Genomic DNA, 19567 nt, shown 5'->3' with positions numbered 1-19567 from the left:
ACTAGAAAGAGAGAATAAATTGAACAACAACATATGCAGTATAAGGTATGCCTACAATTATTAAAAAAATAAAAAGCCATTTAATAAGAGAGTCTGCCCATTGATCTTCATGCATGAACTCTTCTTTTGTTTGCCCTACTTCTTGATCTACTTCATATTGGTATTCCATAATTATTTCCCCCTTTTTGATAGCTTGTACTACCATCGTATGCACCTCGTCCAAAAGATATGACCTATAAAAAAAGAAAAACTATTTTTCTAATCTCATATACATAATTTTGAGATTTTTTCATAAAACAGAAATAAAGGAGTGATGCTCATGAAGGAAATTGAAGTCGTAATTGATACGGAAGAGATTGCGGAGTTTTTTTATGAGCAACTAATTGAAAGAGGATACGTTCCAAAAAGAGAAGAAATTGAGGACCTAGCAGATATTACATTTGAGTATTTATTAGAGAAATGCATGATTGATGAAGTTTTTGATGAAGAGGAAGATTGAAAGTAACGACGGGCTTAACTCGTCGTTTTTTACTCTTTACAAACTTGTCACAAACAGAGTCAACAATTATTGGTATAATTAAAAGAAATTTTTATACAAGAGGTGAAGGGATGTTCAAAAAAATTATTGATTCTTTATTAGGAAAGAAAAAATATCGTTCGTATTCAAGTAGTGATTATCGTCATAGAGGGCGCTCTTATTCAAGTAGCGATTATAAACGACGTTCATCTGATTATGGGCATCATCATTATAAAAGAAAACGTAAAAGCCGTAGCTTCTTTTCAAGTAGTTGATGAAATGGCGTCGTATACTAGCTTTATTTGATAGACCACTGCGAAAAAATACAATTGTTGCAGAACGTTATAGCATTGAATCGGTAATTGGAATGGGCAGTTATGGGATTACATATGTCGTTAATGATTTACAAATAAATAAATATAAAGTCTTAAAACAATTAAGACAAAGTAAACAAAGATATGAGTCTGGTAGAAAATCATTTGAACAAGAGAAAATGATTTTACAAACATTAAATCATCATGCAATTCCTAGTCTATATGATCATTTCGTATGGGAGAAAAAGAGCTTTTTTGTGATGGAGTATATGCCGGGAGAAAATTTCGAAGATTATATTTTCTTAGATGGGCATGTATATAAAGAACGAGAGGTTTTTAAAATTTTATATGAAATATTAGGAATTGTTTCAGTTTTTCATAGTAAAGGTATCATTCACCGAGATTTACGTATTCCGAATATATTAATGAAAGAAAATCAAATTAGTATTATTGATTTTGGTTTGGCTAAATTGAAAGGTGAGGGTGATGAGAGAGCTACAACTTATGAAGGGGAACAAGCTTTGATGCGAGAAGTTCACTTTCGTAGCGATTTTTATGCGCTCGGTCATTTCGTATTATTTTTACTGTATGCTAGTTATGAATCAACTGAAAAAAAAGAAAAACCTTGGTATGAAGAGTTAGTATTGGAAGAATATAATCGCGAAATGCTAATGCGAATGTTACAAATGAAAGCGCCATACTATGAGAATGTACAAGATCTGAAAAAAGATGTAGCTTACACTTTAGAAAGGATGGAGACCCCATGTTTCAAAAGTTTTTAGCAAGCGTTGGTATTGGTAGTGCAAAAGTAGATACGGTTCTTGAAAAAGATGAGTATATAGTTGGAGAAGAGATAGTAGGAAAGGTTCATATAACTGGAGGCTCAGTTAGCCAACAAATTGAAAGCATTTACTTAACGTTATCGACGTCTTATGTAAGAGAAGTGGATGATAAAAAAGTAACGGCAACGTATGATTTAGAGCGAGTTCGTTTAACAGAACCTTTTTCTGTTGAGCCGAATGAAAAAAAGGAAATTTCATTTTCATTTAAACTGCCAGTTGAAACACCGCTTACACTTGGAATGAAAACAGTTTGGGTACATACAGGCCTTGATATTAAACGTAGTATAGACCCAAGTGATCGTGATTACATTCAAGTGTTGCCAAATGCACTATTAAATAGTGTGTTAGAGAGTGTAAATCAATTAGGTTTTAAAGCGCGTCATATAGAATGTGAAGAGTTGCCGTATCGATTACGTAAGCAAGTTCCATTCGCACAAGAGTTTGAGTTTGTTCCTGTTTCCGGACAGTATTATGGGAAATTAGACGAGCTAGAATTATTAATTTTGCCAAGCACTTACGATCGCCTAGAGATTATTATGGAAGTAGACAGAAAATCTCGTGGATTAGCAGGTTTATTTACGGAAGCGCTTGATCTTGACGAGAAAGTGATTCGCTTTACAGTAACGAATGAAGATATTCCAGCGATGAAAGAAAAAATTAACAATTATATTTTTTAATAAACTATGCATAAAAAAGAAATGGAGAGGAAAACTAAAACAACCGCTCCATTTTTTTGCATAGTGAGGTTATGTATGTGAAACGATATCGACATTTATACTTGTTAAGTTTTACGCTACTCATTTGTTTTGTCGTATTATCACTTTCGTATCATACCGCTTGTATTGAGAAATTTGACAATATAGTTGCGCATTTTATTCAAAGTTTTCGAAACGACTACTTGACAGCCTACTTTACTTGGGTGTCTTTTATCGGTTCCAAAAGAATATATTTTCCGTTACTCATTATACTTGTAATGTATTTTCTCGTTAGAAAAAAGTTGCTTAGTGCATTACTTCTAACAATTAATTATTATGGATCTCGTTATTTAAACAGTATGCTTAAACTATGGTACGAACGAGCAAGACCTGATGTAACGCAGCTTGTTACTGCAACTGGATATAGTTTTCCGAGCGGTCATACGATGAATGCTACTGCTTTTTTAGGATTTATTGCATACGTCACAATTACAGAAGATCGTATTTCATTGCATAAAAAGTTGCTGATTATTTTTATAGCGAGCTTTGTTGTATTATCTATTTCAGTTAGCCGGATTTATCTTGGCGTGCACTATCCATCTGATATATTAGCCGGATGGGCAGCGGGCGGTAGCTGGCTCGTTTTATGTGTTATATTTCATAAGGCGTTCATCAAAAAAGAACCTATGTCATAATAGGTTCTTTTTGCATGGGCTCCACATGAATATGAGCATGGTATATTCCGAATTTCTTTCGAAGCATAGCCTCGATGTTGTCAGTAATACAGTGACTTTCTCCAACATCCATACGGGCATCTACCTCGATTGTAATATCAACGTATGTTTGATTCCCGTACATACGAGCGCGAATATCTACGATGTTTTCCACGCCACCAATATGTTCAATGGCATCAGCGTACTCTTCCATCTTATCTGGATCGATTCCATCCGTTAGCATATGAGAAGCTTCTACGAAAATTTCCCATGCGGTTTTACAAATAATAAGACCGACAATTAAAGCGGCAATAGGGTCTAAAATAGGCATTTGGAACTGTGATCCGACTATACCTATTACTGTACCAATACTTACGAGTGCATCTGATAAATTATCTTTTGCAGCGGCTTCTAACGACTTACTCTTTGTTTGAATCGCAATCTTTTTCGTATATTTATATACGAAATACATTACGACGGCAGAAAATAAAGCAACCCACGCAGCGAGTACATTAGGCGCTGCTTGTTTCGGATTTAAAAACGATTGAATTGCACTAATCACAACTTCTAATCCGACCGTTGCCATAATAAAAGAAGCAACAAGTGATGCGATTTGTTCTGCACGCGAATGCCCATATGGATGATCTGGGTCGCGAGGCTTACGAGAAATTTTCAGGCCAATTAATATTGCTAAAGAAGCACCAATATCCGTTAAGTTATTCAATCCATCAGCACGTAATGCGCTAGAGAGGGTAATATAACTGATGATAATTTTCATAGAGGATAAAAATATGTAGGCCATAATGCTGACAATAGCACCTTTATCAGCTTCTTTATGAGAAAGAGAATCCATTTTAATCACTCACCTTCCTATTAGGAATTTCTTTCTATACATAGAGTATCAAACGAAACTCGTGTGGGTCTATACAAACATTGTTGACGTTTTATAGCTTTTTAAGAAGGGGATAACAAAGTTTCGTTAAGGAAAAAAATGTTGAAAAGTACAAAGTTTAGGTTTGGAATTAATTGGAATTCATTTACAATTAAAGAGTGGGAGGGTAAGGTGATGAAAAAACTAATATTTTTCTTACTATGTATTGTTCTTATAATGACTGGGTGTAATTCATCAAATATTGAAAATGTGAAGGAACATAATATTTCTAAAGTATCCATATCTACTTTTAATGGCTACGGTGGATTAAATGAAAATTATTTTCTAAACATAGAAGACAAACAAATAATCAATGGAATTAATAATATGTTTAATAGCATGAAAAAACAAAAGAGAAGAGGTGAAATACCACAATACGATATACTAATTACATATGAAAATAGTGATACGAAGGGTATACATTTATACCTCGGAGATGAAGGAGAAAGGAGTGTAATTATGTACATTGGTCATGAAGAAACTGTATACTACACTTCTGAAGAAATGACGAAACAACTACGAAAGATAATTGTGAAAAAAGATTAAAACCCTCTAAAAATTATTTTTCAGAGGGTTTTAATCTTAGTATGCTTCTAAAAACTCAGTAACTTGCTCTTCAGTTTTTGCGTTAGCACTATGTAAGTGACCAAGCTTCTCGCCATTTTGATAAACAAGTAGGCTTGGAATGCCCATTACTTGATACTCTTCCGCAATACTTGGGAACTCATCTTTATTAATAGAATACCATTCAAACTTATTGAACTCTTCCATTACATCTCCGATAAAGTTGTCCATACGCACGCAATCCGGGCACCATGTAGTAAAGAACTTAACAACAACTGGTTCCTCGCTTGCGATGATGTCTTTGAATTCTTGTTCAGATTTGATTTCTTTCATGTTTTGTTGCTCCTTTTTCACTTATAATATTTGGGGTTATTTAGGCGGTGTTTTTGCCTAGAAACGAAAACTTTTAACAAAAGTTTTTCTTTCCAAATAATTCGTTTGCAAATTGATCCACCGCAGTTTCCTGAAGTCCTGGTACAACATGTGAGTAGGTCTTCAGTGTGATACTTACTCTTTTATGTCCTAATCGTTCACTTACAATCTTAGGATATATACTTTGTTTTAACATAATTGTTACACGAGTATGTCTCAGATCATGGAACCGAATATCAGGAACCTCACTTTTCTTTATAAGCTTTTTCCAGAGCTGTGTCAAACTTCTGAAACGGCAGACCCAATCGTAGTCATTATAGCTTTCATCATATCGCTCTTTTTCATCAGAGATTTTTTGCAGATGGTCATTTAGTACTATTAAAGTAATGTCAGGAAAAATCAGCAATCTCTTTCCTGAAGAGGTTTTTAGTTCATGGAATCCCTTTGTAATGTGAGAAAGGGAACGGTTAACAGATAACGTTCGTCTCTCAAAATCAATATCTTTCCATTGTAGACCTGTGATTTCACCTTTACGCATTTCACATGTAATAGCAAGAAGATAAGCGATATAATAACGGTTTTCTTTTGCATGTTCTAAAAAACGAAGAACTTCTTCATCGATTAAAAAACCAGGGGGTAAACGCTGATTTAGGATGCGGAAATGGCTAAAGAAACTATTTTCGAAAAAACGCCCACCCTGCATTGTTTGTGAGGAACAAGAAGGTGAGCTTCAATTAAACGAAACTGATAGGATCTGTGAAAATTGTGCCCAAATTATGCATGAAAAAGGTATTGAAAGAGATGAATAGTACTCTTTACACCTTATTCCATATATAACAAAGCTGGTTAGCTTCTGATTCAAGCGCTATTAAATGATCATTATTAATAGAGTCATTCGTATACATTCTATTCTTTTGGATGTTAAGAACCGTATAATTCACATCGTTATGTTCATTTGAAAATGTTGATTCATTTAATAATGTCAGTGTTGAGTTGATGTTGTATTTATCAATTCGCTCTTTTTTTCCTTTGAAATATAGTTTGATTAGATGCGGCTCATCATTAATGAGCAAACCGAGTTCAGGTGATGAGCGGACGATTAAATCATCTGATATCCAATGTGATTTACCTGGATCGAACCAAGAGACGTCGTTGTTTTTAATAAATTTTTTGTACTGCTTTATGACATCGATATAGTTTTGCTTTTTCTTTTGATCAACCGTTTGTACTAATGTTTCGAAACATTCAAAAGGTAGTTCATTTTGATGAAATTTAATAACAGTGTCTCGTAATTGTTTCCAGTAATCAAAAGCTGGTTGGTATTCAGGTTGAGATTTTAGATTTTTTACAAAGTTTGTTTTAGCTGCACTACTTTTCAGTGTGAAGTCTAAAAATTGTGTAAGTCCTACTTTAATTTCTGCCATGCTACACCCCCTTTCCAAACATTACTAATTCGATAATAGAAAGGAAAATCCTGCATTTTTTAAGGGGGTGAGCTAGATGCTAGAAAACCAGATGTCCATGCACAATGGCTATGGAAAAGCTACAAGATGCTATCAGTCGAGTGGTGGATTTTTACAGTAATATCCAGAAGGTGCGGAACCTGAGGGCGTGAATGGGAGCATAAATGAAGTGTTGGAATTGTTACAAAAGTATTTGGAGCAATAAAAAAGGACTCACGGCAATGAGTCCTCATAAAAAATATATGTTGGTATCAGTATACCACGGAAGGTGAGTGAATAGAACATGCAAGCAAAAGTATTGGTTAACACACTAAACATGGACCACACTAAGTGGTTGCAAGCTATTGGTGGCTCAGATGTTTCTGCAATTGCAGGCAGGTTTAAATAAATGAAAATCAGCAGTTCAAGTATTCTTTGAAAAAACACAAGCGATTGAAAAGGAAGATGTACAAAGTGAATCGGCATATTTCGGAAACGTTTTGGAAGAGGTAGTTGCAAAAGAATTTTCCAAGCGTACGAATTTAAAGGTACAACTCAGAAATGCAATCCTGCAGCATCATGAATACCCGTGGATGCTTGCAAATGTAGACCGATTGATTGTCGGTGAAAAGATCGGCCTTGAATGCAAAATAGCGAGGATCAAAAGAAGGAAGGTGAACAAAAACGCTATTTGAATAAAAGCTAGTGGACTAGTTTTTAACACTCACTGAAATTAAGAATCATAACATACTTTGTAATAACTTATATGGGAGTGAGTTGAATAATAATGTTTTATTCATATTTTGATACCCGAGATAGAATGCGTCCGTATGGTACGGCGGGTATTACGTATAGCGGAGCACAAAGTACAATTCAAGCTGTTCAACAAGCGTTACAAGCACAGCAGCAAATGCAACAAATACAGCAAGGCATGCAACCTTACTATCCATCTATGGAGTATTATTACCCAATGCATCATATTACACCATACGGAATTTCTGTTTCAACAATTCCATATGGAACTGTATACAATTTATAAAAATATGCGGGGGAACAAATTATTTATATAAGGGCGCAAGTACAGAGCGCCCTTATAAGAAATGATTCGTATCTAGGGAACAATTATAAAATTTTAGATATTGGAATGAGAATGTTACAACTTCATGAGTTATATGCAACGTAAGGATTCTTAAGTGGGGGATATTATTTTTCCAAAATGAAAGGTGACGATAAGAATGATAAGAGAGGAATTTGGCGAAAATTATTGCCAAGCATTTATAAAATTTTGGTACTTTCCTAAAATGGCAAAGAGTAACTCTTACCTTACTCCTTGTCCATAAAATACATAAAAATCTTATGTTTATACAGGTGAATAATTTACAATAATAATGTTTGAATATAATGTTTAATAGGGATTTCGAAAGATGGAATATAATTTGTTACAGGTAGATTGTTGATTTTATAGGGAATTTAGGAGAATGTTATCATCTTATCGACAATAAAAGGATAATAAAATATGAAATATTGCATATCGTACTGAATGTTGTAATCTATTTAATAATAATAAAATTGAACGGAGGAGAAGGTTGGAAATCCGAGTTGATAAAATGGGATAATAGGTATTAGTGATATAATCAGAATTTAAAATGCGAGCTTTGTTTTTTAGTTATACTTTTTCTTCAAGCTGTCTCATGGTAGCACGTTCTTAAATTTGTAATAGCAACAAATTAGTCTAAACCTTTCAAATCTAACTTGCATAATATGTAGTAGTAGAGTAGAAAGGAGCAATATATATGTCTTGTTATTACTACTGTAAGAATCGTGAGAGTTACAAAAAGAAAAGTCATGATTGTTGTAAAAAAAGAAGTGACTATAATAATAAGTACAGTAAAAAATATGATAATTGTTCTTGCAATCATAAGGAGAAAAACCTTGTAAGAGCATCCGCTTTTAGAGCGGTAAATACAGTTGATCAAAACCTTCCAGCCAATACTTTTGTCAAAGTTTTATTTCAAAATGAACAATTTGATTTAGCGAATGAATATAACCCGGCAACATCAGAGTTTACTCCGAAGACTAGAGGCGTTTATTCCGTAATTGGAACGATTGGTTTCTTTCCAAACGATACAAATGTAAACTATAGAGCGCGTGTAGAAGTTCGAGTGAATGGAAATGCGGCAATTGCTATAGATAACGATTTTTTTGGTCCGATAAATTTTGGGAATGTCGTAAGTGTTTCAACAATACTACAATTACATGCAGGTGATTTTGTTGAGATTTTTGCGCAAAGTAGTATAGATGGAGTTATTAGTAGTTCAGAAGATGGTTCTCATTTTGAGGCTGCTAGATTTCCATCTCCAATTGTATAAATATTAAACAGGAAAAACTTTTATTAACTCTGCTTTTCGGTGGAGTTTTTTTAAATTCATAATAGCAATAGCTCGTCCAAACTTTTTAAATTTATTTTGCATAGTATACAATAATAGATTTAGAAAGGGGATATAAATATGTCTTATTATTATTATTGTAAGCATTGCAATGGCTATAAAAAGACACAGCATACTTGTTGTAAGAAGAGTACAGATTATTACGATAAGTGTTGTGATAATGAGAAAGATAAACTTGTAAGGGCATCTGCTTTTAGAGCGGTTAGTACAGTAGATCAAAATGTCACTGCAAATACTTTTGTGAAAGTATTATTCCAAAATGAACAGTTTGATTTAGCGAATGAATATAATCCAGTAACATCAGATTTTATTCCGAAGACTAGAGGGGTTTATTCTATTATTGGTACAATCAGCTTTGCACCTAATGATAGTAATACGAATTATAGAGCGCGTGTAGAAATTCGGGTAAATGATAATCCAGCTATAGCGATAGATAATGACTTTTTTGGTCCATCCAATTTTGCAAATGTCGTAGCTGTTTCAACAATACTTCAATTACATGCAGGAGATGTAGTTGAAATTTTTGCTGAGAGTGATGTAGATGGACTGATTATACAAAATGATCCAGGATTTATTAGTACGCATTTTGAAACTGCAAGATTCCCATCTCCAATAAAATAAAAGACATGTTTGTGATTTATGGACTATTTTAAAAAAAGGCTCTACCTTATGGTAGGGCCTTTTAGTTAAAGGTGTTAAATTGGTAATATATTAAAATAAGTTCATAAATACTTGATAAGCAACACCTAGAGTTAATACGATAGATAATAGTTTTGCTACCCAACTCGGTGCATTTAAATGTAGTAAAAGGGAATGACATATACTAAATGTAATGCCGAGTGTTAAAAGAATTGCGATAAGATATAAAATTAATAGGAAGAAAGGGTGCTCTATGGAGCCAAAGTCAATTTTGGATTGAGTCATGTGATATGTACCTCGTTTTTGTTAATATATTAGTATAATAATAAATAACACGAAAAATTGGAATAGTTATGTAATAAGTACTATAAAAGTAAATTTGAAGTTATGGATGGAGTAGATAAAATAATCTTTGAAAAGACGATACAAAGCTATCATTCGTTTAAGTATCTTTACAGTGGTTTTTGATTAAAGTTTAAGTTCGGTATACAAGAACGAGTGTTCTTGGTATACTGAAAAATAAAAAAGGTGCGTTTACATGATTGATTTTAGTAATATAGTTGGAAAACTAGATGAAATGATTTACAAACCTAATAATCTATTCGTTACTAACCAAAAAGAAGAAAAGCAAAACTTAGAATATGCAGGAGGGATATTCCAGCTAAATAATAGAAGTATACGATTTAGAGTATCAAAAATTACACCTAATAAGATTGGACAATTTGTTTCTTTTTGGGAAAAGGATGCTTCCATGAAAAATCAGGCATTTTCTTATGATTCGGCTCCTAATCTTTTAGTTATTACTTGTATAGCGGATAATAAACTAGGACAATTTATTTTTCCAAAAGAGATTCTTCTAAAAGAAAAAATATTAAAAACTCAAAACCAAAAAGGGAAAATGGCTATGAGGGTTTACCCTATTTGGGATAAACCTGTAAGTAATCAGGCTAAGAAGAGTCAACTATGGCAACTTCAATATTTTGTCGATTTAAGTGATGCTGAAAATGTAGCTATAGATAAATTGTTAAAGTTATATTCATAGCGATTAATAAGAAGATGATTTTTTGAAATATTTAATGTTTGTATGGGGGATCTTCGGAAATATGAACAGGGTAATGGTAAGTAAAGAATAAAAAAAGAGCATACAAATAAAGTATACTCAAAAGAAAGATAGGTTTTATGAGTGGAGTACCTCCATACGATAATATATGCTCATTTCATTAATATGTGTAGAATATCAACGAAATATCAATAGAATATCAATTAATGAGTTATTTTAGTTTTTTATTATCGAACGGTTCGAAATGAAAAATCACAAATAATATGCTTAACAATTTGATAATGATCGGACTTCAGTTATATATTTCTTGAAGTCTGGATATTGAGATACAGTCTGGCAGCTAGTGGTGAGTAGTTGATTAATTAAAGATACGTTTGTAATTACTTCTTCGCAAGGACCGAAGAATGTAATTTTTAATTTTGAGTTTGGGGGAACTTTGAATACGATAGGGGTTTTTTTCATGAAATCAGCTCCTTAGTATAGAAGGTTATGTGTTAATCTTCTTTTGATTATGAAGACATATAAATACAATATGTAAATTTAGTGTAGTTGCTTAGTATAGATGCCGTATTGGTACATGGATTCTCATTCCAGCATAATACTTGAAGTTAGGAAAGAAACATAGCATACTTTTCTTAAATTGCTTCATTATTATAAATAGTGAACGTAAGAAAAATAATATAAATGCCTTATGCAATTTAAAAATCATTACATATTATGATAATGAGAATTGTATAAGGAGGTAGAATGAAAGAGTGGAAGAAAATGTACAAGTTGAGCTTTCACCACCGTGGATTACGTATTTTAATGAGCTTAAAAATTCTATAGGTGCTGATCCGACTGTAACAGTGGGTCCGCTTATTCCAGTTGGTGGGAACTTTATTATTTTAGTACAAGCTATGAGCGATGAAAAAGCGATAGCATTAGCTACGCTTTTAAAACCTTTCGTGGAATTTGGAAATGTAAGTGTAACGGTTGTTGTTAGTAACGAAGAAAGTGTGATTGTAAATCCGCTTCCATGTCCACTAGATGCATTTGAAATTGCACATTTATTTCAAGTAGCATTAGAAAATAATCCTTATTTTCAACAAGTTGTTGTACAACCACAGCTACCAGGTGGAGCGAATGTTATTTTTCCAGTTTTTGCTGCGAAAGTTATTCAATTTTTTAACGATGATATTTCAAACCTTTGCCAAACGTTTACAGGTGTTGCTGCCAATGTATTTCATGATGTAATGAACGACGTTGTGTGCGATATCCCTATTTTATTTTCTACAAGCTGCGTTACAAGCACTGGTGATGTACGATTTGTTAGTGGAGGGAATATACAAAATCAGGATATAACACCAAAACTGTATTATTAAAATGTGAAAAGACATTTTCCTGAATCGAAAATGTCTTTTTCTTGTACATAAAGAAAAAAATAACTAGACAGCTTTTATTATTTAGCTGCCTAGTTACAGGGAGATTGAAAAATATTGGAGGTCAGTCATGAGTGTAAGCTAAAATAGCTTACATATAGTATGCACACTATTTATAGTTTTATCCCGATATTAATAGTAAGAAAGTTAAATTTGTCTATTTAATTTAAAGAAAAATATTCTAGATAGGTTCTATATTTTGAAAAAATGATGAGATTATATTTATTTATTTTATGGAGAGTTTGTATTAGGCATATGAGTCTAACAATAATACAAGCTTTGAATAGGATAATAAAAAGGAGTTGATTAGTAATGGGTTATATTGTAGATATTTCGAAATGGAATGGAAATATTAATTGGGATATTGCAGCGCCTCAGCTAGATTTAGTTATTGCTAGAGTTCAAGATGGTTCGAATACGGTCGATTTTATGTATCAAGGTTATGTGAAGGAAATGAAGAAGCGTAGTATCCCATTTGGGAATTATGCATTTTGCCGTTTTATATCTATTTCAGATGCAAAAAAAGAAGCGCAAGATTTTTGGAATCGTGGCGATAAAAACGCTAAATTTTGGGTGGCAGATGTAGAAGTTCAAACAATGGTAGATATGCAAGGCGGGAGTCAAGCATTTATTGATGAATTACGCCGATTAGGTGCAAAAAAAATTGGTTTATATGTAGGACATCACACTTATGTATCATTTGGAGCTCGCAATATTGATGCTGATTTTATTTGGATTCCTCGTTACGGAGGGAATAAACCCGCATATCCTTGTGATATTTGGCAATATACTGATTCAGGAAATGTTCCTGGTATTGGAAAATGTGATTTAAATCAATTAATTGGGAATAAAAATCTTTTTTGGTTTATAGGTTCAGATCAAACAAATCAATCTAGTATTGGAGATAGTAAGCAACCAAATGGAATTGGTATTGCAGTTTCAAAATATGATGATGGATACGGTATTAATTTATATGAGAATCCTGCGAATCCACAGTTTACAGGAAGACTTACGAAAAAAATCCCATATATAATCTATAAAGGTTATTGGGGAGGTGGTGAAAAAGATATGATTTGTTTAGGTGGAGAACAACAGTGGGCTAAGTTAGAGCATTTTAATGTGCAATGGTATTATGCATATTCAAAATACACACCTGGATATGAAATTAGAACGTACGATGGACCAAACGGGAATGATACAGGTGCGGTCGATGGGAAAATTCCTTATCGTATTTGGAATCGTCAGGGTGGATATGTAGATATAGGTGGAAACAAATGGATCAAAGAAGAACATGTGCAGATTAAATGATGTTAAAAGATCGGCTTCATGCTAGCTTTTAGTGTTTAATAAAGCTTACACCTGACATGAAGAGAAATACTTGCGGAAAACACATTAATTTCACAATAGCGTTGTATAGTTCCTAATATACAATTATCAAAGTGAGGTATTTGAATTGAAAAAGAATAAGCTATTTATGGGAACTATTATTACGTGTATGGCGCTAGCATTGTCTGCGTGTGGTTCCTCAGAAAATGTTGCAACATCAAAAGTAGGAAACGTGACAGAGAAAGAGTTAAGTAAAGAATTAAGGCAAACATATGGAAAAAGTACTTTATCTCAAATGATGTTAAATAAGGCATTGCTAGATAAATATAAAGTTTCAGATGAAGAAGCTAAAAAACAAGTAGACGCAGCGAAGGAACAAATGGGTGACAAGTTTAAAGTGGCTTTAGAGCAAGTAGGGTTAAAAAATGAAGATGAACTAAAAGAGAAAATGAAGCCAGAAATTGCACTTGAGAAAGCGATTAGAGCGACTGTCACAGATAAAGATGTGAAAGATAACCATAAACCTGAAATGAAGGTAAGTCACATTTTAGTGAAAGATGAAAAAACTGCGAAAGAAGTAAAAGAGAAAATAAATAATGGTGAAGATTTTACTGCTTTAGCGAAACAATATTCGGAAGATACTGGTTCAAAGGAACAAGGCGGAGAAATAGCTGGTTTTGCTCCTGGTCAAACTGTGAAAGAATTTGAAGAAGCTGCGTATAAATTAGATGCAGGACAAGTAAGTGAACCAATAAAAACATCTTATGGTTATCATATAATAAAAGTGACGGATAAAAAAGAATTGAAACCATTTGATGAAGTAAAAGATACGATTCGAAAAGATTTAGAACAACAAAGACTGCAAGATGCGACAGGTAAATGGAAACAACAAGTAATCAATGATCTATTGAAAGAAGCGGATATTAAAGTAACAGATAAAGAATTTAAAGATACATTTAAATTCTTAGATGAGAAATAAGGTTTAGAAAAAAACAGAGATTTAGCATAATGCTATATTTCTGTTTTTTTATTTTCAATAGAAAAGGGAACTCATATAGAGTTCCCTTTTCGCGTTAGTGTGTGAGTTATAAATAGATAGTAAGACAATACAATATTACATATAAATATTAAGAATTACAATGGGAAAATTTGTATGTAGATAAAAGGAATAAGCAATTTGATTCGCAAAATGTTGAAATGATAATGTTTTAGTTAATTAATTTGGTTAAATATAAACTAAATATATTTTTTGTGTTTTCTTAGAGAATGAATAGAAGACATAATTTAAAGAATGATACATACCATATTATCGGAGAGTAAATTGACTTTATACGAAATGAAATGTAGAACTTTTTATTGCAAAAAGTATTCTACATTATGATATGAATAATTTTAGATTTACTAGATTATTAAATTAATTTGGAGGAGAATATATGAAAGTTATTTTTAAAAGAGAAGGCGGAGGGAAAATTTTCGAATCAGCTAATGAAAATATAAGTATTCTACTAGATGTATTAAAAGAAACAAAAGGGATAAAGATTGGGATGATTGAGTATGAAGTATTAGAATATAAACTGGAATATTATCGGAATCCGAAAAAAACAGAAACAGAGAGAGAATTACATATTATTATGCAACCTAAACTTAATCAATAGAGAAAGTAAAGTAATGAAATGATTAGTTTTGACATTGTTCGTCCTTACTGATTATTACAGGATCAATGAAATGATTTGTCGAAATGTATGAAACTTCTAAAGAATGTATTTTTTACATTCTTTAGAAGTTTCGAAAGTTTTGTGAGTTTCGTCCATAATAAAAGTATATGCTTATGTCGATGGATGGTGAATGAATAGTAAAACTAAAACTAAAACTTCTTTTATCTACGCAGGAAATGAATGTATAAATGAATAAATGTATTTATGAAGTGCTTTGTTGAATAATATTGTAGGAATTAAATTTGAAAATAAATCATTTTGATGTAGCTGAAATTTGTATTCCAGAAAGAACGTTAGTTAGGATAGAAAAGTAGAAATATAAAAGCGACTCCACATTGGATGGAGTCGCTTTTATTGTTGCTACACGTATTCTATGATGCGATAGGAAGTGCAAAGAAAATTGATTGATAATAGGGAGTAATCAATGAGTATGAATAAACTTCATAGATTAAAGTTACATTTTGTTTGAAAAATTTACATGTTGCACTTTCGAAAGAACGTTCGTTCGTGTATAATAAGAACAAATGTTCTTTTATAGTGGAGATTTATATAAATTCATAAATAGTTTTTAATTAGAAAGCTACGCTACATATTAAATAAGAGATGGATAAAGTGTATTTAGAAGTGAAATTTCTATTTTGTGAATGGATAGATATAGAAAATTGAGGAGTAAAGAAAATGAATTATGTAAAGATACAGGAAACAAGAAGAGAGTGGGTTCCGTTTACAGTAATGTCGGAACAATTATTAAGTATGAAAAAAAATATTGGAGAGGAATTAAAAGTCCAAAGACCGCAAATAACGAATGAAGCGAAAGCAAGTATTTCAGATAAGTTATTAACTTCATTATTGTCTGAAGAAGAGATGCTAGTGACATATTTTGAAGAAGGATACATACTTACAAGTTATATGACAGTGGTTCATATAAATCCTATTCAACAAATTGTAAAATGTACAGATGCATTTTATAAAACGTATATATTTTCTGCAATGGACATAATTGATGTAACCTAAAAGAAGCTGAATTTTGAAACTTAGCTTCCTTTAATTTGTCCCGCTATTGGCGGGCAGTTAGATTCACACCTCAAAATTTGGCTGTACGTCAGGCTGCCTGCAAAAGCCCAATTGTTATGAGCTACTAGTCAATGGATAATGGGCAAAACCCTTACTATTTTTGAAGAGGTGAAGAATTAAATGAAAAAGCAGCTAGATGCAAACTAGCTGCTTAGCCCCAGGGAAAGGGAGAAAAAGATTGGGTACTCAAAAAATCAACGATAGCTGTTTATCAGCCTGAGTATAGTATAGACAAATTTTAAAATATTATACAAATCTGATTACAGATCTGGTTAGGCCGTACCAACTTGGTTTTGATCTGCTAAATCAGAATCAAATGTATTAGTTGCGCTAACCCCACTAAAAGTGTTCACAACGAAACCAACGTTAGATGCGCCAGAGCCGTTATAAGCTTTTGTATTCTCTTTTGGAGAAACGTTGTAGAAATCACCTAAGTTGAAAGATCCGTTACTATTTTGTACAACTAAATTCCCAACAACTGAGGGCATAATTTTCACCTACCTTATAAGTAATTGTTTGCACTACTATATGAAGGTATAGTCTAATTGGTTCGTTTGACAAATATTGTGGGATAGGAAAACATTTGAAGCTTTATTTAATCAATTGGGCAAAAAGTATGTTAAAATTAATGAAGAGTTGAATTTTAAAAAGTATAAATTTTAATAATTAATATATACGGAATTAAAGGAGGCAAAATGTAATGGATAATGTTATAAAAACAGTAGATTTAACAGATGCAGAATCAAGTAAACTTGTTGCTTTTATTTGTAGTAATGATGTTACATTGATCGAAAAAGCATTTTGTCCTAATGAAATAAAATTAAAGTTTAATGAAATAGCGATTTTATCTGCAATTAAAACAGCATATATTACGAAAGTATCTATAAGGAAAGAACTTGAAGCGATTTTTCACGATACAGGCGTTTTATTAGTGAAGCAAAATGTTGAAAGGAATAGTACACAATCTATAACAATGCATTTTGAACAATTTAAAAAGTTGCAAGAAGAGATTGAGAATTTAAATGAAAGCGTGTTTAAGGCTACGTGAAGATACTTGGATAAAGGTGGACCATGTTATGTTGAAAATGTGGATTGAAAAGCATGTGGATAAATCGAACCGTAAACATAAATATACTTTCATCATTGTGTAACCTATATTTATTGATATGAGAAATGTAGGAAAGAGCAGATACAATTTAAAAATAATAAAGATACAAACAAAAAGAGTAACTATAATGGTTACTCTTTTTGCTTGTAATATGTAATATCAAAAATACATCTAAAGTATGAAATGAATTGATACTTTAGTAAGAATTTGAATAAGAATAAAAAGAGTAATATTAATTGAAAGGAGGAGATGAAGTTGGAGCGAAACGACATTGAAAAACTTGTAATTATTACTGGAGTAACGCAAGGGTTAGGACGTGCATTGGTTGATAGGTTTCATGAATTGGGATGGAACATAGTAGGGTGTGGACGCTCAAAAAATAAAATTGAAGAGCTTAATAAATATTACGGTGCTTCACATGATTTTCAAACAATTGATGTTTCAAATCATCACCAAGTTAGTAAATGGGCAAGTTGTATTCTAAATAAGTATAGGGCTCCTGATATGTTAATAAATAATGCATCGATTGTTAATCAAAACGCACCGTTATGGAAAGTTACCGCTCAAGAATTTGAAAGTGTAATGAGTGTAAATGTGAACGGGGTAGTAAATGTCATTAGGGCATTCGTCCCGGCGATGATAGCTAGAAAAGAAGGGATTATTATTAATATGAGCTCTAGTTGGGGAAGAGAAGGCGAGGCTGAACTTGCGCCATATTGTGCTTCGAAGTTTGCTATTGAAGGTATCACGCAGTCTATGGCAATGGAACTGCCAAATGGCATGGCCGTAGTTGCTTTAGATCCAGGTGGAAGTATTAGCACTCCAATGCTTCACTTATGTGCACCTCAATATGTAAAAGAATCTCCTACACCTGAAATGTGGTCACATAAAGCAATTCATTATATATTAAATATATCAATAGATAAAAACGGAGATTCATTGACATGTCCAGTATACATTTAATATTTAGATAGGTATTAAATGTAATATGCACATTTTTGAAGGACAAGCATATATTGAAGTATGTAAAAAGCATTTGCAAATTAGACATTTATCGAGAAAGCCCTTGTCAAAAAGAGCGCCTGAAAGGTGCTCTTTTGTATTATTAATACATTATGTGATGCACAAAATTACATATAAAAAATAAAATAATGAATTAAAGGTGATGTTTGTTTCGAAAGTACTAGAAAATTTAAATATAGGTGATGCGAAATGAACCTACGCGATTTAGAATTGACAGGGGCCTGGTTTCAAGTAGGAGGAAATCTTATAGCAGCAATTGGAACAACTAGAGGTTTTTCAGGAGAAGAAAAGATTGAGTCGGATCTTGTTATTGTAGGGAGTTCATTACAAGCCCTCGGATATATATTACAAATCATAGCAACTATTGATGTGAAAGATGAAGATAAACGTGAGAAGCAAGAGGTAACTATAGATAACAAAAATAAAGCGCTAGCGAAAACGGGGATTGAGTTATTAGCTTTAGGTAATATTTCTAATGTAATAGGAACGTATTTTAATCTCAATGAACAAATGAAAGAAAATGATTTTCTTATAATTACTGGAAATAGTTTGCAATCAATTGGCGCTTTTTTAGGGGTAGAAGTAGCATTGAATGAGATAAAGGGAATACAGTGGATTATTGTATTAGGGAATTCAATGCAAAGTTTAGGTGCGGGATTACAAGCATATCAGGGTATTCAAAATATATCAAAAGAAGAAAAGGGAAATGAAGACAGTAATATTGATAAAGAAGATCAACGTATAATAGGGCTAATAGGTATTTGGATTCAGGCAATAGGTACTGTAATTTCAGCAATTGGATTAACCGAAATAGTAGAGGAACAACGATTGGAATCTAAGAAAAGGCGATGAAATACTCATTTCAATGAAGTATGGAGTATTTCAATTTTAGAAGTAGGACAAGATTGATGTGTTAATGCTTTTTGTAGGCTTTTTCTTATAGGCGTAGAATATACATATAAATGAACAAGTGAAAATAACTTGTTAACGTTAGTGAGACGCTCCTCATTTAGTTGTACTATTATATATGATTTTTGAAATGATGAGTTCTTATATATGTTTTTAGAAAAACTATGATTTTATAAGTTTGAAAATGTAGGATAAGGATAGGTAAGAATTGGAAAATAAACATTAAGGAGTTTTTCAGACATGATGTACTTATTAGCAATTCTACTTCCGCCGGTAGCTGTTTTATTTTGCGGAAAGCCGTTTCAAGCGATTATTAATTTCATTTTAACCTTAATTTTTTGGGTTCCAGGAGCGATACACGCAGTTCTTGTCGTACATGATAAAAAAGCCGACAGGCGACTTAAAAGACAAATTCAAGCGTACGATGAAATTAATAAAAGAAGATAGAAGGTAAA

General features: G+C 32.4%; 27 protein-coding genes and 1 pseudogene. 20 read left to right on the top strand and 8 right to left on the bottom strand.

Translation table 11 applies throughout. The features are described 5' to 3' along the window. Position 1 precedes the first annotated feature (1 nt). Complete coding sequence (locus ACP6L7_RS00940; protein WP_000456534.1) at positions 2–169, bottom strand: DUF3930 family protein; 168 nt, start codon at positions 167–169, stop codon at positions 2–4. A gap of 150 nt (positions 170–319) precedes the next feature. Here ACP6L7_RS00940 and ACP6L7_RS00935 point away from each other — a divergent pair, with 150 nt between their 5' ends. From ACP6L7_RS00935 to ACP6L7_RS00915, 5 genes are all read left to right on the top strand, one after another. Then, positions 320–499: a YozD family protein gene (locus tag ACP6L7_RS00935; RefSeq protein ID WP_000658452.1), complete on the top strand. Its 180-nt coding sequence runs from the start codon at positions 320–322 to the stop codon at positions 497–499. A gap of 110 nt (positions 500–609) precedes the next feature. Continuing rightward, on the top strand, positions 610–792 hold the full coding sequence (locus tag ACP6L7_RS00930) for a hypothetical protein (protein ID WP_071745888.1): 183 nt from the start codon (positions 610–612) through the stop codon (positions 790–792). Next, complete coding sequence (locus tag ACP6L7_RS00925; RefSeq protein WP_097831989.1) at positions 792–1613, top strand: serine/threonine protein kinase; 822 nt, start codon at positions 792–794, stop codon at positions 1611–1613. Before ACP6L7_RS00930 ends, ACP6L7_RS00925 begins: the two co-directional genes overlap by 1 nt. Next, a complete protein-coding gene (locus ACP6L7_RS00920; RefSeq protein ID WP_097831990.1) occupies positions 1595–2350 on the top strand; it encodes a sporulation protein in 756 nt (251 codons plus the stop codon). Before ACP6L7_RS00925 ends, ACP6L7_RS00920 begins: the two co-directional genes overlap by 19 nt. A 77-nt stretch (positions 2351–2427) precedes the next feature. Then, complete coding sequence (locus ACP6L7_RS00915) at positions 2428–3063, top strand: phosphatase PAP2 family protein (RefSeq protein ID WP_141533525.1); 636 nt, start codon at positions 2428–2430, stop codon at positions 3061–3063. Here ACP6L7_RS00915 and ACP6L7_RS00910 read toward each other — a convergent pair. Further along, a complete protein-coding gene (locus tag ACP6L7_RS00910; RefSeq protein ID WP_141533526.1) occupies positions 3053–3934 on the bottom strand; it encodes a cation diffusion facilitator family transporter in 882 nt (293 codons plus the stop codon). The genes ACP6L7_RS00915 and ACP6L7_RS00910 overlap by 11 nt on opposite strands. A 213-nt stretch (positions 3935–4147) precedes the next feature. On the opposite strand from ACP6L7_RS00910, the gene ACP6L7_RS00905 reads away from it, so the two are divergent. Beyond that, positions 4148–4558: a YhfM domain-containing protein gene (locus tag ACP6L7_RS00905; protein WP_097832044.1), complete on the top strand. Its 411-nt coding sequence runs from the start codon at positions 4148–4150 to the stop codon at positions 4556–4558. Positions 4559–4594: 36 nt separating this feature from the next. Here ACP6L7_RS00905 and ACP6L7_RS00900 read toward each other — a convergent pair whose 3' ends face one another. The 3 genes from ACP6L7_RS00900 to ACP6L7_RS00890 all read right to left on the bottom strand — a co-directional run bounded on the left by ACP6L7_RS00900 (position 4595) and on the right by ACP6L7_RS00890 (position 6372). Next, a complete protein-coding gene (locus tag ACP6L7_RS00900; protein WP_000658777.1) occupies positions 4595–4909 on the bottom strand; it encodes a thioredoxin family protein in 315 nt (104 codons plus the stop codon). A gap of 73 nt (positions 4910–4982) precedes the next feature. Continuing rightward, complete coding sequence (locus ACP6L7_RS00895; protein WP_303660213.1) at positions 4983–5516, bottom strand: site-specific integrase; 534 nt, start codon at positions 5514–5516, stop codon at positions 4983–4985. Between the two features lie 247 nt (positions 5517–5763). Then, positions 5764–6372, bottom strand: a complete 609-nt coding sequence (locus tag ACP6L7_RS00890) for a hypothetical protein (protein ID WP_097831992.1) — start codon at positions 6370–6372, stop codon at positions 5764–5766. Positions 6373–6694: 322 nt separating this feature from the next. Between ACP6L7_RS00890 and ACP6L7_RS00885 the strand changes: the two are divergent. The 4 genes and pseudogenes from ACP6L7_RS00885 to ACP6L7_RS00870 form a co-directional block, all read left to right on the top strand. Beyond that, positions 6695–7046 (top strand): annotated as a pseudogene (locus ACP6L7_RS00885) (YqaJ viral recombinase family protein); the annotation flags it as partial. A 131-nt stretch (positions 7047–7177) separates the two neighbouring features. Continuing rightward, positions 7178–7429, top strand: a complete 252-nt coding sequence (locus ACP6L7_RS00880) for a DUF3947 family protein (protein ID WP_097831993.1) — start codon at positions 7178–7180, stop codon at positions 7427–7429. A 754-nt stretch (positions 7430–8183) separates the two neighbouring features. Further along, a complete protein-coding gene (locus tag ACP6L7_RS00875) occupies positions 8184–8759 on the top strand; it encodes a C1q-like domain-containing protein (RefSeq protein ID WP_097831994.1) in 576 nt (191 codons plus the stop codon). A 138-nt stretch (positions 8760–8897) separates the two neighbouring features. Next, positions 8898–9458, top strand: coding sequence for a C1q-like domain-containing protein (locus ACP6L7_RS00870; RefSeq protein ID WP_097831995.1), 561 nt, complete (start codon positions 8898–8900; stop codon positions 9456–9458). Positions 9459–9548: 90 nt separating this feature from the next. Here ACP6L7_RS00870 and ACP6L7_RS00865 read toward each other — a convergent pair whose 3' ends face one another. Then, positions 9549–9761 carry a hypothetical protein gene (locus ACP6L7_RS00865; protein ID WP_097831996.1) on the bottom strand — a complete coding sequence of 71 codons (213 nt, stop codon included), beginning with the start codon at positions 9759–9761 and terminating at the stop codon, positions 9549–9551. A 253-nt stretch (positions 9762–10014) separates the two neighbouring features. Between ACP6L7_RS00865 and ACP6L7_RS00860 the strand changes: the two genes are divergently transcribed. Further along, a complete protein-coding gene (locus ACP6L7_RS00860) occupies positions 10015–10518 on the top strand; it encodes a MepB family protein (protein ID WP_141533527.1) in 504 nt (167 codons plus the stop codon). 285 nt (positions 10519–10803) lie between these two features. Here ACP6L7_RS00860 and ACP6L7_RS00855 read toward each other — a convergent pair whose 3' ends face one another. After that, on the bottom strand, positions 10804–10998 hold the full coding sequence (locus tag ACP6L7_RS00855) for a hypothetical protein (protein WP_097831997.1): 195 nt from the start codon (positions 10996–10998) through the stop codon (positions 10804–10806). 293 nt (positions 10999–11291) lie between these two features. Here ACP6L7_RS00855 and ACP6L7_RS00850 point away from each other — a divergent pair, with 293 nt between their 5' ends. The 5 genes from ACP6L7_RS00850 to ACP6L7_RS00830 all read left to right on the top strand — a co-directional run bounded on the left by ACP6L7_RS00850 (position 11292) and on the right by ACP6L7_RS00830 (position 16012). After that, entirely contained in the window at positions 11292–11900 is a 609-nt protein-coding gene (locus tag ACP6L7_RS00850) for a hypothetical protein (protein ID WP_097831998.1), read from the top strand. 369 nt (positions 11901–12269) lie between these two features. Continuing rightward, positions 12270–13265 carry a glycoside hydrolase family 25 protein gene (locus ACP6L7_RS00845; protein WP_097831999.1) on the top strand — a complete coding sequence of 332 codons (996 nt, stop codon included), beginning with the start codon at positions 12270–12272 and terminating at the stop codon, positions 13263–13265. Between the two features lie 145 nt (positions 13266–13410). Next, positions 13411–14262, top strand: coding sequence for a peptidylprolyl isomerase PrsA (locus ACP6L7_RS00840; protein ID WP_097832000.1), 852 nt, complete (start codon positions 13411–13413; stop codon positions 14260–14262). 454 nt (positions 14263–14716) lie between these two features. Next, a complete protein-coding gene (locus tag ACP6L7_RS00835) occupies positions 14717–14938 on the top strand; it encodes a hypothetical protein (RefSeq protein ID WP_000864200.1) in 222 nt (73 codons plus the stop codon). A 738-nt stretch (positions 14939–15676) separates the two neighbouring features. Then, a complete protein-coding gene (locus ACP6L7_RS00830) occupies positions 15677–16012 on the top strand; it encodes a YolD-like family protein (protein ID WP_097832001.1) in 336 nt (111 codons plus the stop codon). A 332-nt stretch (positions 16013–16344) separates the two neighbouring features. On the opposite strand, the gene gerPF is transcribed toward ACP6L7_RS00830, so the two are convergent. Continuing rightward, entirely contained in the window at positions 16345–16560 is a 216-nt protein-coding gene (gene gerPF / locus ACP6L7_RS00825; protein ID WP_001141569.1) for a spore germination protein GerPF, read from the bottom strand. A 212-nt stretch (positions 16561–16772) separates the two neighbouring features. Here gerPF and ACP6L7_RS00820 point away from each other — a divergent pair, with 212 nt between their 5' ends. The 4 genes from ACP6L7_RS00820 to ACP6L7_RS00805 all read left to right on the top strand — a co-directional run bounded on the left by ACP6L7_RS00820 (position 16773) and on the right by ACP6L7_RS00805 (position 19559). Beyond that, positions 16773–17120: a hypothetical protein gene (locus ACP6L7_RS00820; RefSeq protein ID WP_097832002.1), complete on the top strand. Its 348-nt coding sequence runs from the start codon at positions 16773–16775 to the stop codon at positions 17118–17120. Between the two features lie 315 nt (positions 17121–17435). Continuing rightward, complete coding sequence (locus tag ACP6L7_RS00815; protein ID WP_098361902.1) at positions 17436–18143, top strand: SDR family oxidoreductase; 708 nt, start codon at positions 17436–17438, stop codon at positions 18141–18143. Between the two features lie 249 nt (positions 18144–18392). After that, positions 18393–19055: a DUF6944 family repetitive protein gene (locus ACP6L7_RS00810; protein ID WP_097832004.1), complete on the top strand. Its 663-nt coding sequence runs from the start codon at positions 18393–18395 to the stop codon at positions 19053–19055. Between the two features lie 297 nt (positions 19056–19352). Further along, a complete protein-coding gene (locus tag ACP6L7_RS00805; RefSeq protein WP_000990221.1) occupies positions 19353–19559 on the top strand; it encodes a YqaE/Pmp3 family membrane protein in 207 nt (68 codons plus the stop codon). The last annotated feature ends 8 nt before the right edge of the window (positions 19560–19567 follow it).

The organism is Bacillus silvicola (genome assembly GCF_050524305.1).
Classification (GTDB): domain Bacteria; phylum Bacillota; class Bacilli; order Bacillales; family Bacillaceae_G; genus Bacillus_A; species Bacillus_A cereus_AT.
The sequence above is the reverse complement of the archived record's forward strand: the minus strand, read 5'-3'. Positions and strand labels throughout refer to the sequence as shown.

Excerpts from the sequence above, each read along its gene's own strand:
- ACP6L7_RS00940 (WP_000456534.1), bottom strand. The coding sequence starts at position 169 with ATGGAATACCAATATGAAGTAGATCAAGAAGTAGGGCAAACAAAAGAA.
- ACP6L7_RS00935 (WP_000658452.1), top strand. The coding sequence starts at position 320 with ATGAAGGAAATTGAAGTCGTAATTGATACGGAAGAGATTGCGGAGTTT.
- ACP6L7_RS00930 (WP_071745888.1), top strand. The coding sequence starts at position 610 with ATGTTCAAAAAAATTATTGATTCTTTATTAGGAAAGAAAAAATATCGT.
- ACP6L7_RS00925 (WP_097831989.1), top strand. The coding sequence starts at position 792 with ATGAAATGGCGTCGTATACTAGCTTTATTTGATAGACCACTGCGAAAA.
- ACP6L7_RS00920 (WP_097831990.1), top strand. The coding sequence starts at position 1,595 with ATGTTTCAAAAGTTTTTAGCAAGCGTTGGTATTGGTAGTGCAAAAGTA.
- ACP6L7_RS00910 (WP_141533526.1), bottom strand. The coding sequence starts at position 3,934 with ATGGATTCTCTTTCTCATAAAGAAGCTGATAAAGGTGCTATTGTCAGC.
- ACP6L7_RS00905 (WP_097832044.1), top strand. The coding sequence starts at position 4,148 with ATGAAAAAACTAATATTTTTCTTACTATGTATTGTTCTTATAATGACT.
- ACP6L7_RS00900 (WP_000658777.1), bottom strand. The coding sequence starts at position 4,909 with ATGAAAGAAATCAAATCTGAACAAGAATTCAAAGACATCATCGCAAGC.
- ACP6L7_RS00890 (WP_097831992.1), bottom strand. The coding sequence starts at position 6,372 with ATGGCAGAAATTAAAGTAGGACTTACACAATTTTTAGACTTCACACTG.
- ACP6L7_RS00880 (WP_097831993.1), top strand. The coding sequence starts at position 7,178 with ATGTTTTATTCATATTTTGATACCCGAGATAGAATGCGTCCGTATGGT.
- ACP6L7_RS00875 (WP_097831994.1), top strand. The coding sequence starts at position 8,184 with ATGTCTTGTTATTACTACTGTAAGAATCGTGAGAGTTACAAAAAGAAA.
- ACP6L7_RS00870 (WP_097831995.1), top strand. The coding sequence starts at position 8,898 with ATGTCTTATTATTATTATTGTAAGCATTGCAATGGCTATAAAAAGACA.
- ACP6L7_RS00865 (WP_097831996.1), bottom strand. The coding sequence starts at position 9,761 with ATGACTCAATCCAAAATTGACTTTGGCTCCATAGAGCACCCTTTCTTC.
- ACP6L7_RS00860 (WP_141533527.1), top strand. The coding sequence starts at position 10,015 with ATGATTGATTTTAGTAATATAGTTGGAAAACTAGATGAAATGATTTAC.
- ACP6L7_RS00855 (WP_097831997.1), bottom strand. The coding sequence starts at position 10,998 with ATGAAAAAAACCCCTATCGTATTCAAAGTTCCCCCAAACTCAAAATTA.
- ACP6L7_RS00845 (WP_097831999.1), top strand. The coding sequence starts at position 12,270 with ATGGGTTATATTGTAGATATTTCGAAATGGAATGGAAATATTAATTGG.
- ACP6L7_RS00835 (WP_000864200.1), top strand. The coding sequence starts at position 14,717 with ATGAAAGTTATTTTTAAAAGAGAAGGCGGAGGGAAAATTTTCGAATCA.
- ACP6L7_RS00830 (WP_097832001.1), top strand. The coding sequence starts at position 15,677 with ATGAATTATGTAAAGATACAGGAAACAAGAAGAGAGTGGGTTCCGTTT.
- gerPF (WP_001141569.1), bottom strand. The coding sequence starts at position 16,560 with ATGCCCTCAGTTGTTGGGAATTTAGTTGTACAAAATAGTAACGGATCT.
- ACP6L7_RS00820 (WP_097832002.1), top strand. The coding sequence starts at position 16,773 with ATGGATAATGTTATAAAAACAGTAGATTTAACAGATGCAGAATCAAGT.
- ACP6L7_RS00810 (WP_097832004.1), top strand. The coding sequence starts at position 18,393 with ATGAACCTACGCGATTTAGAATTGACAGGGGCCTGGTTTCAAGTAGGA.
- ACP6L7_RS00805 (WP_000990221.1), top strand. The coding sequence starts at position 19,353 with ATGATGTACTTATTAGCAATTCTACTTCCGCCGGTAGCTGTTTTATTT.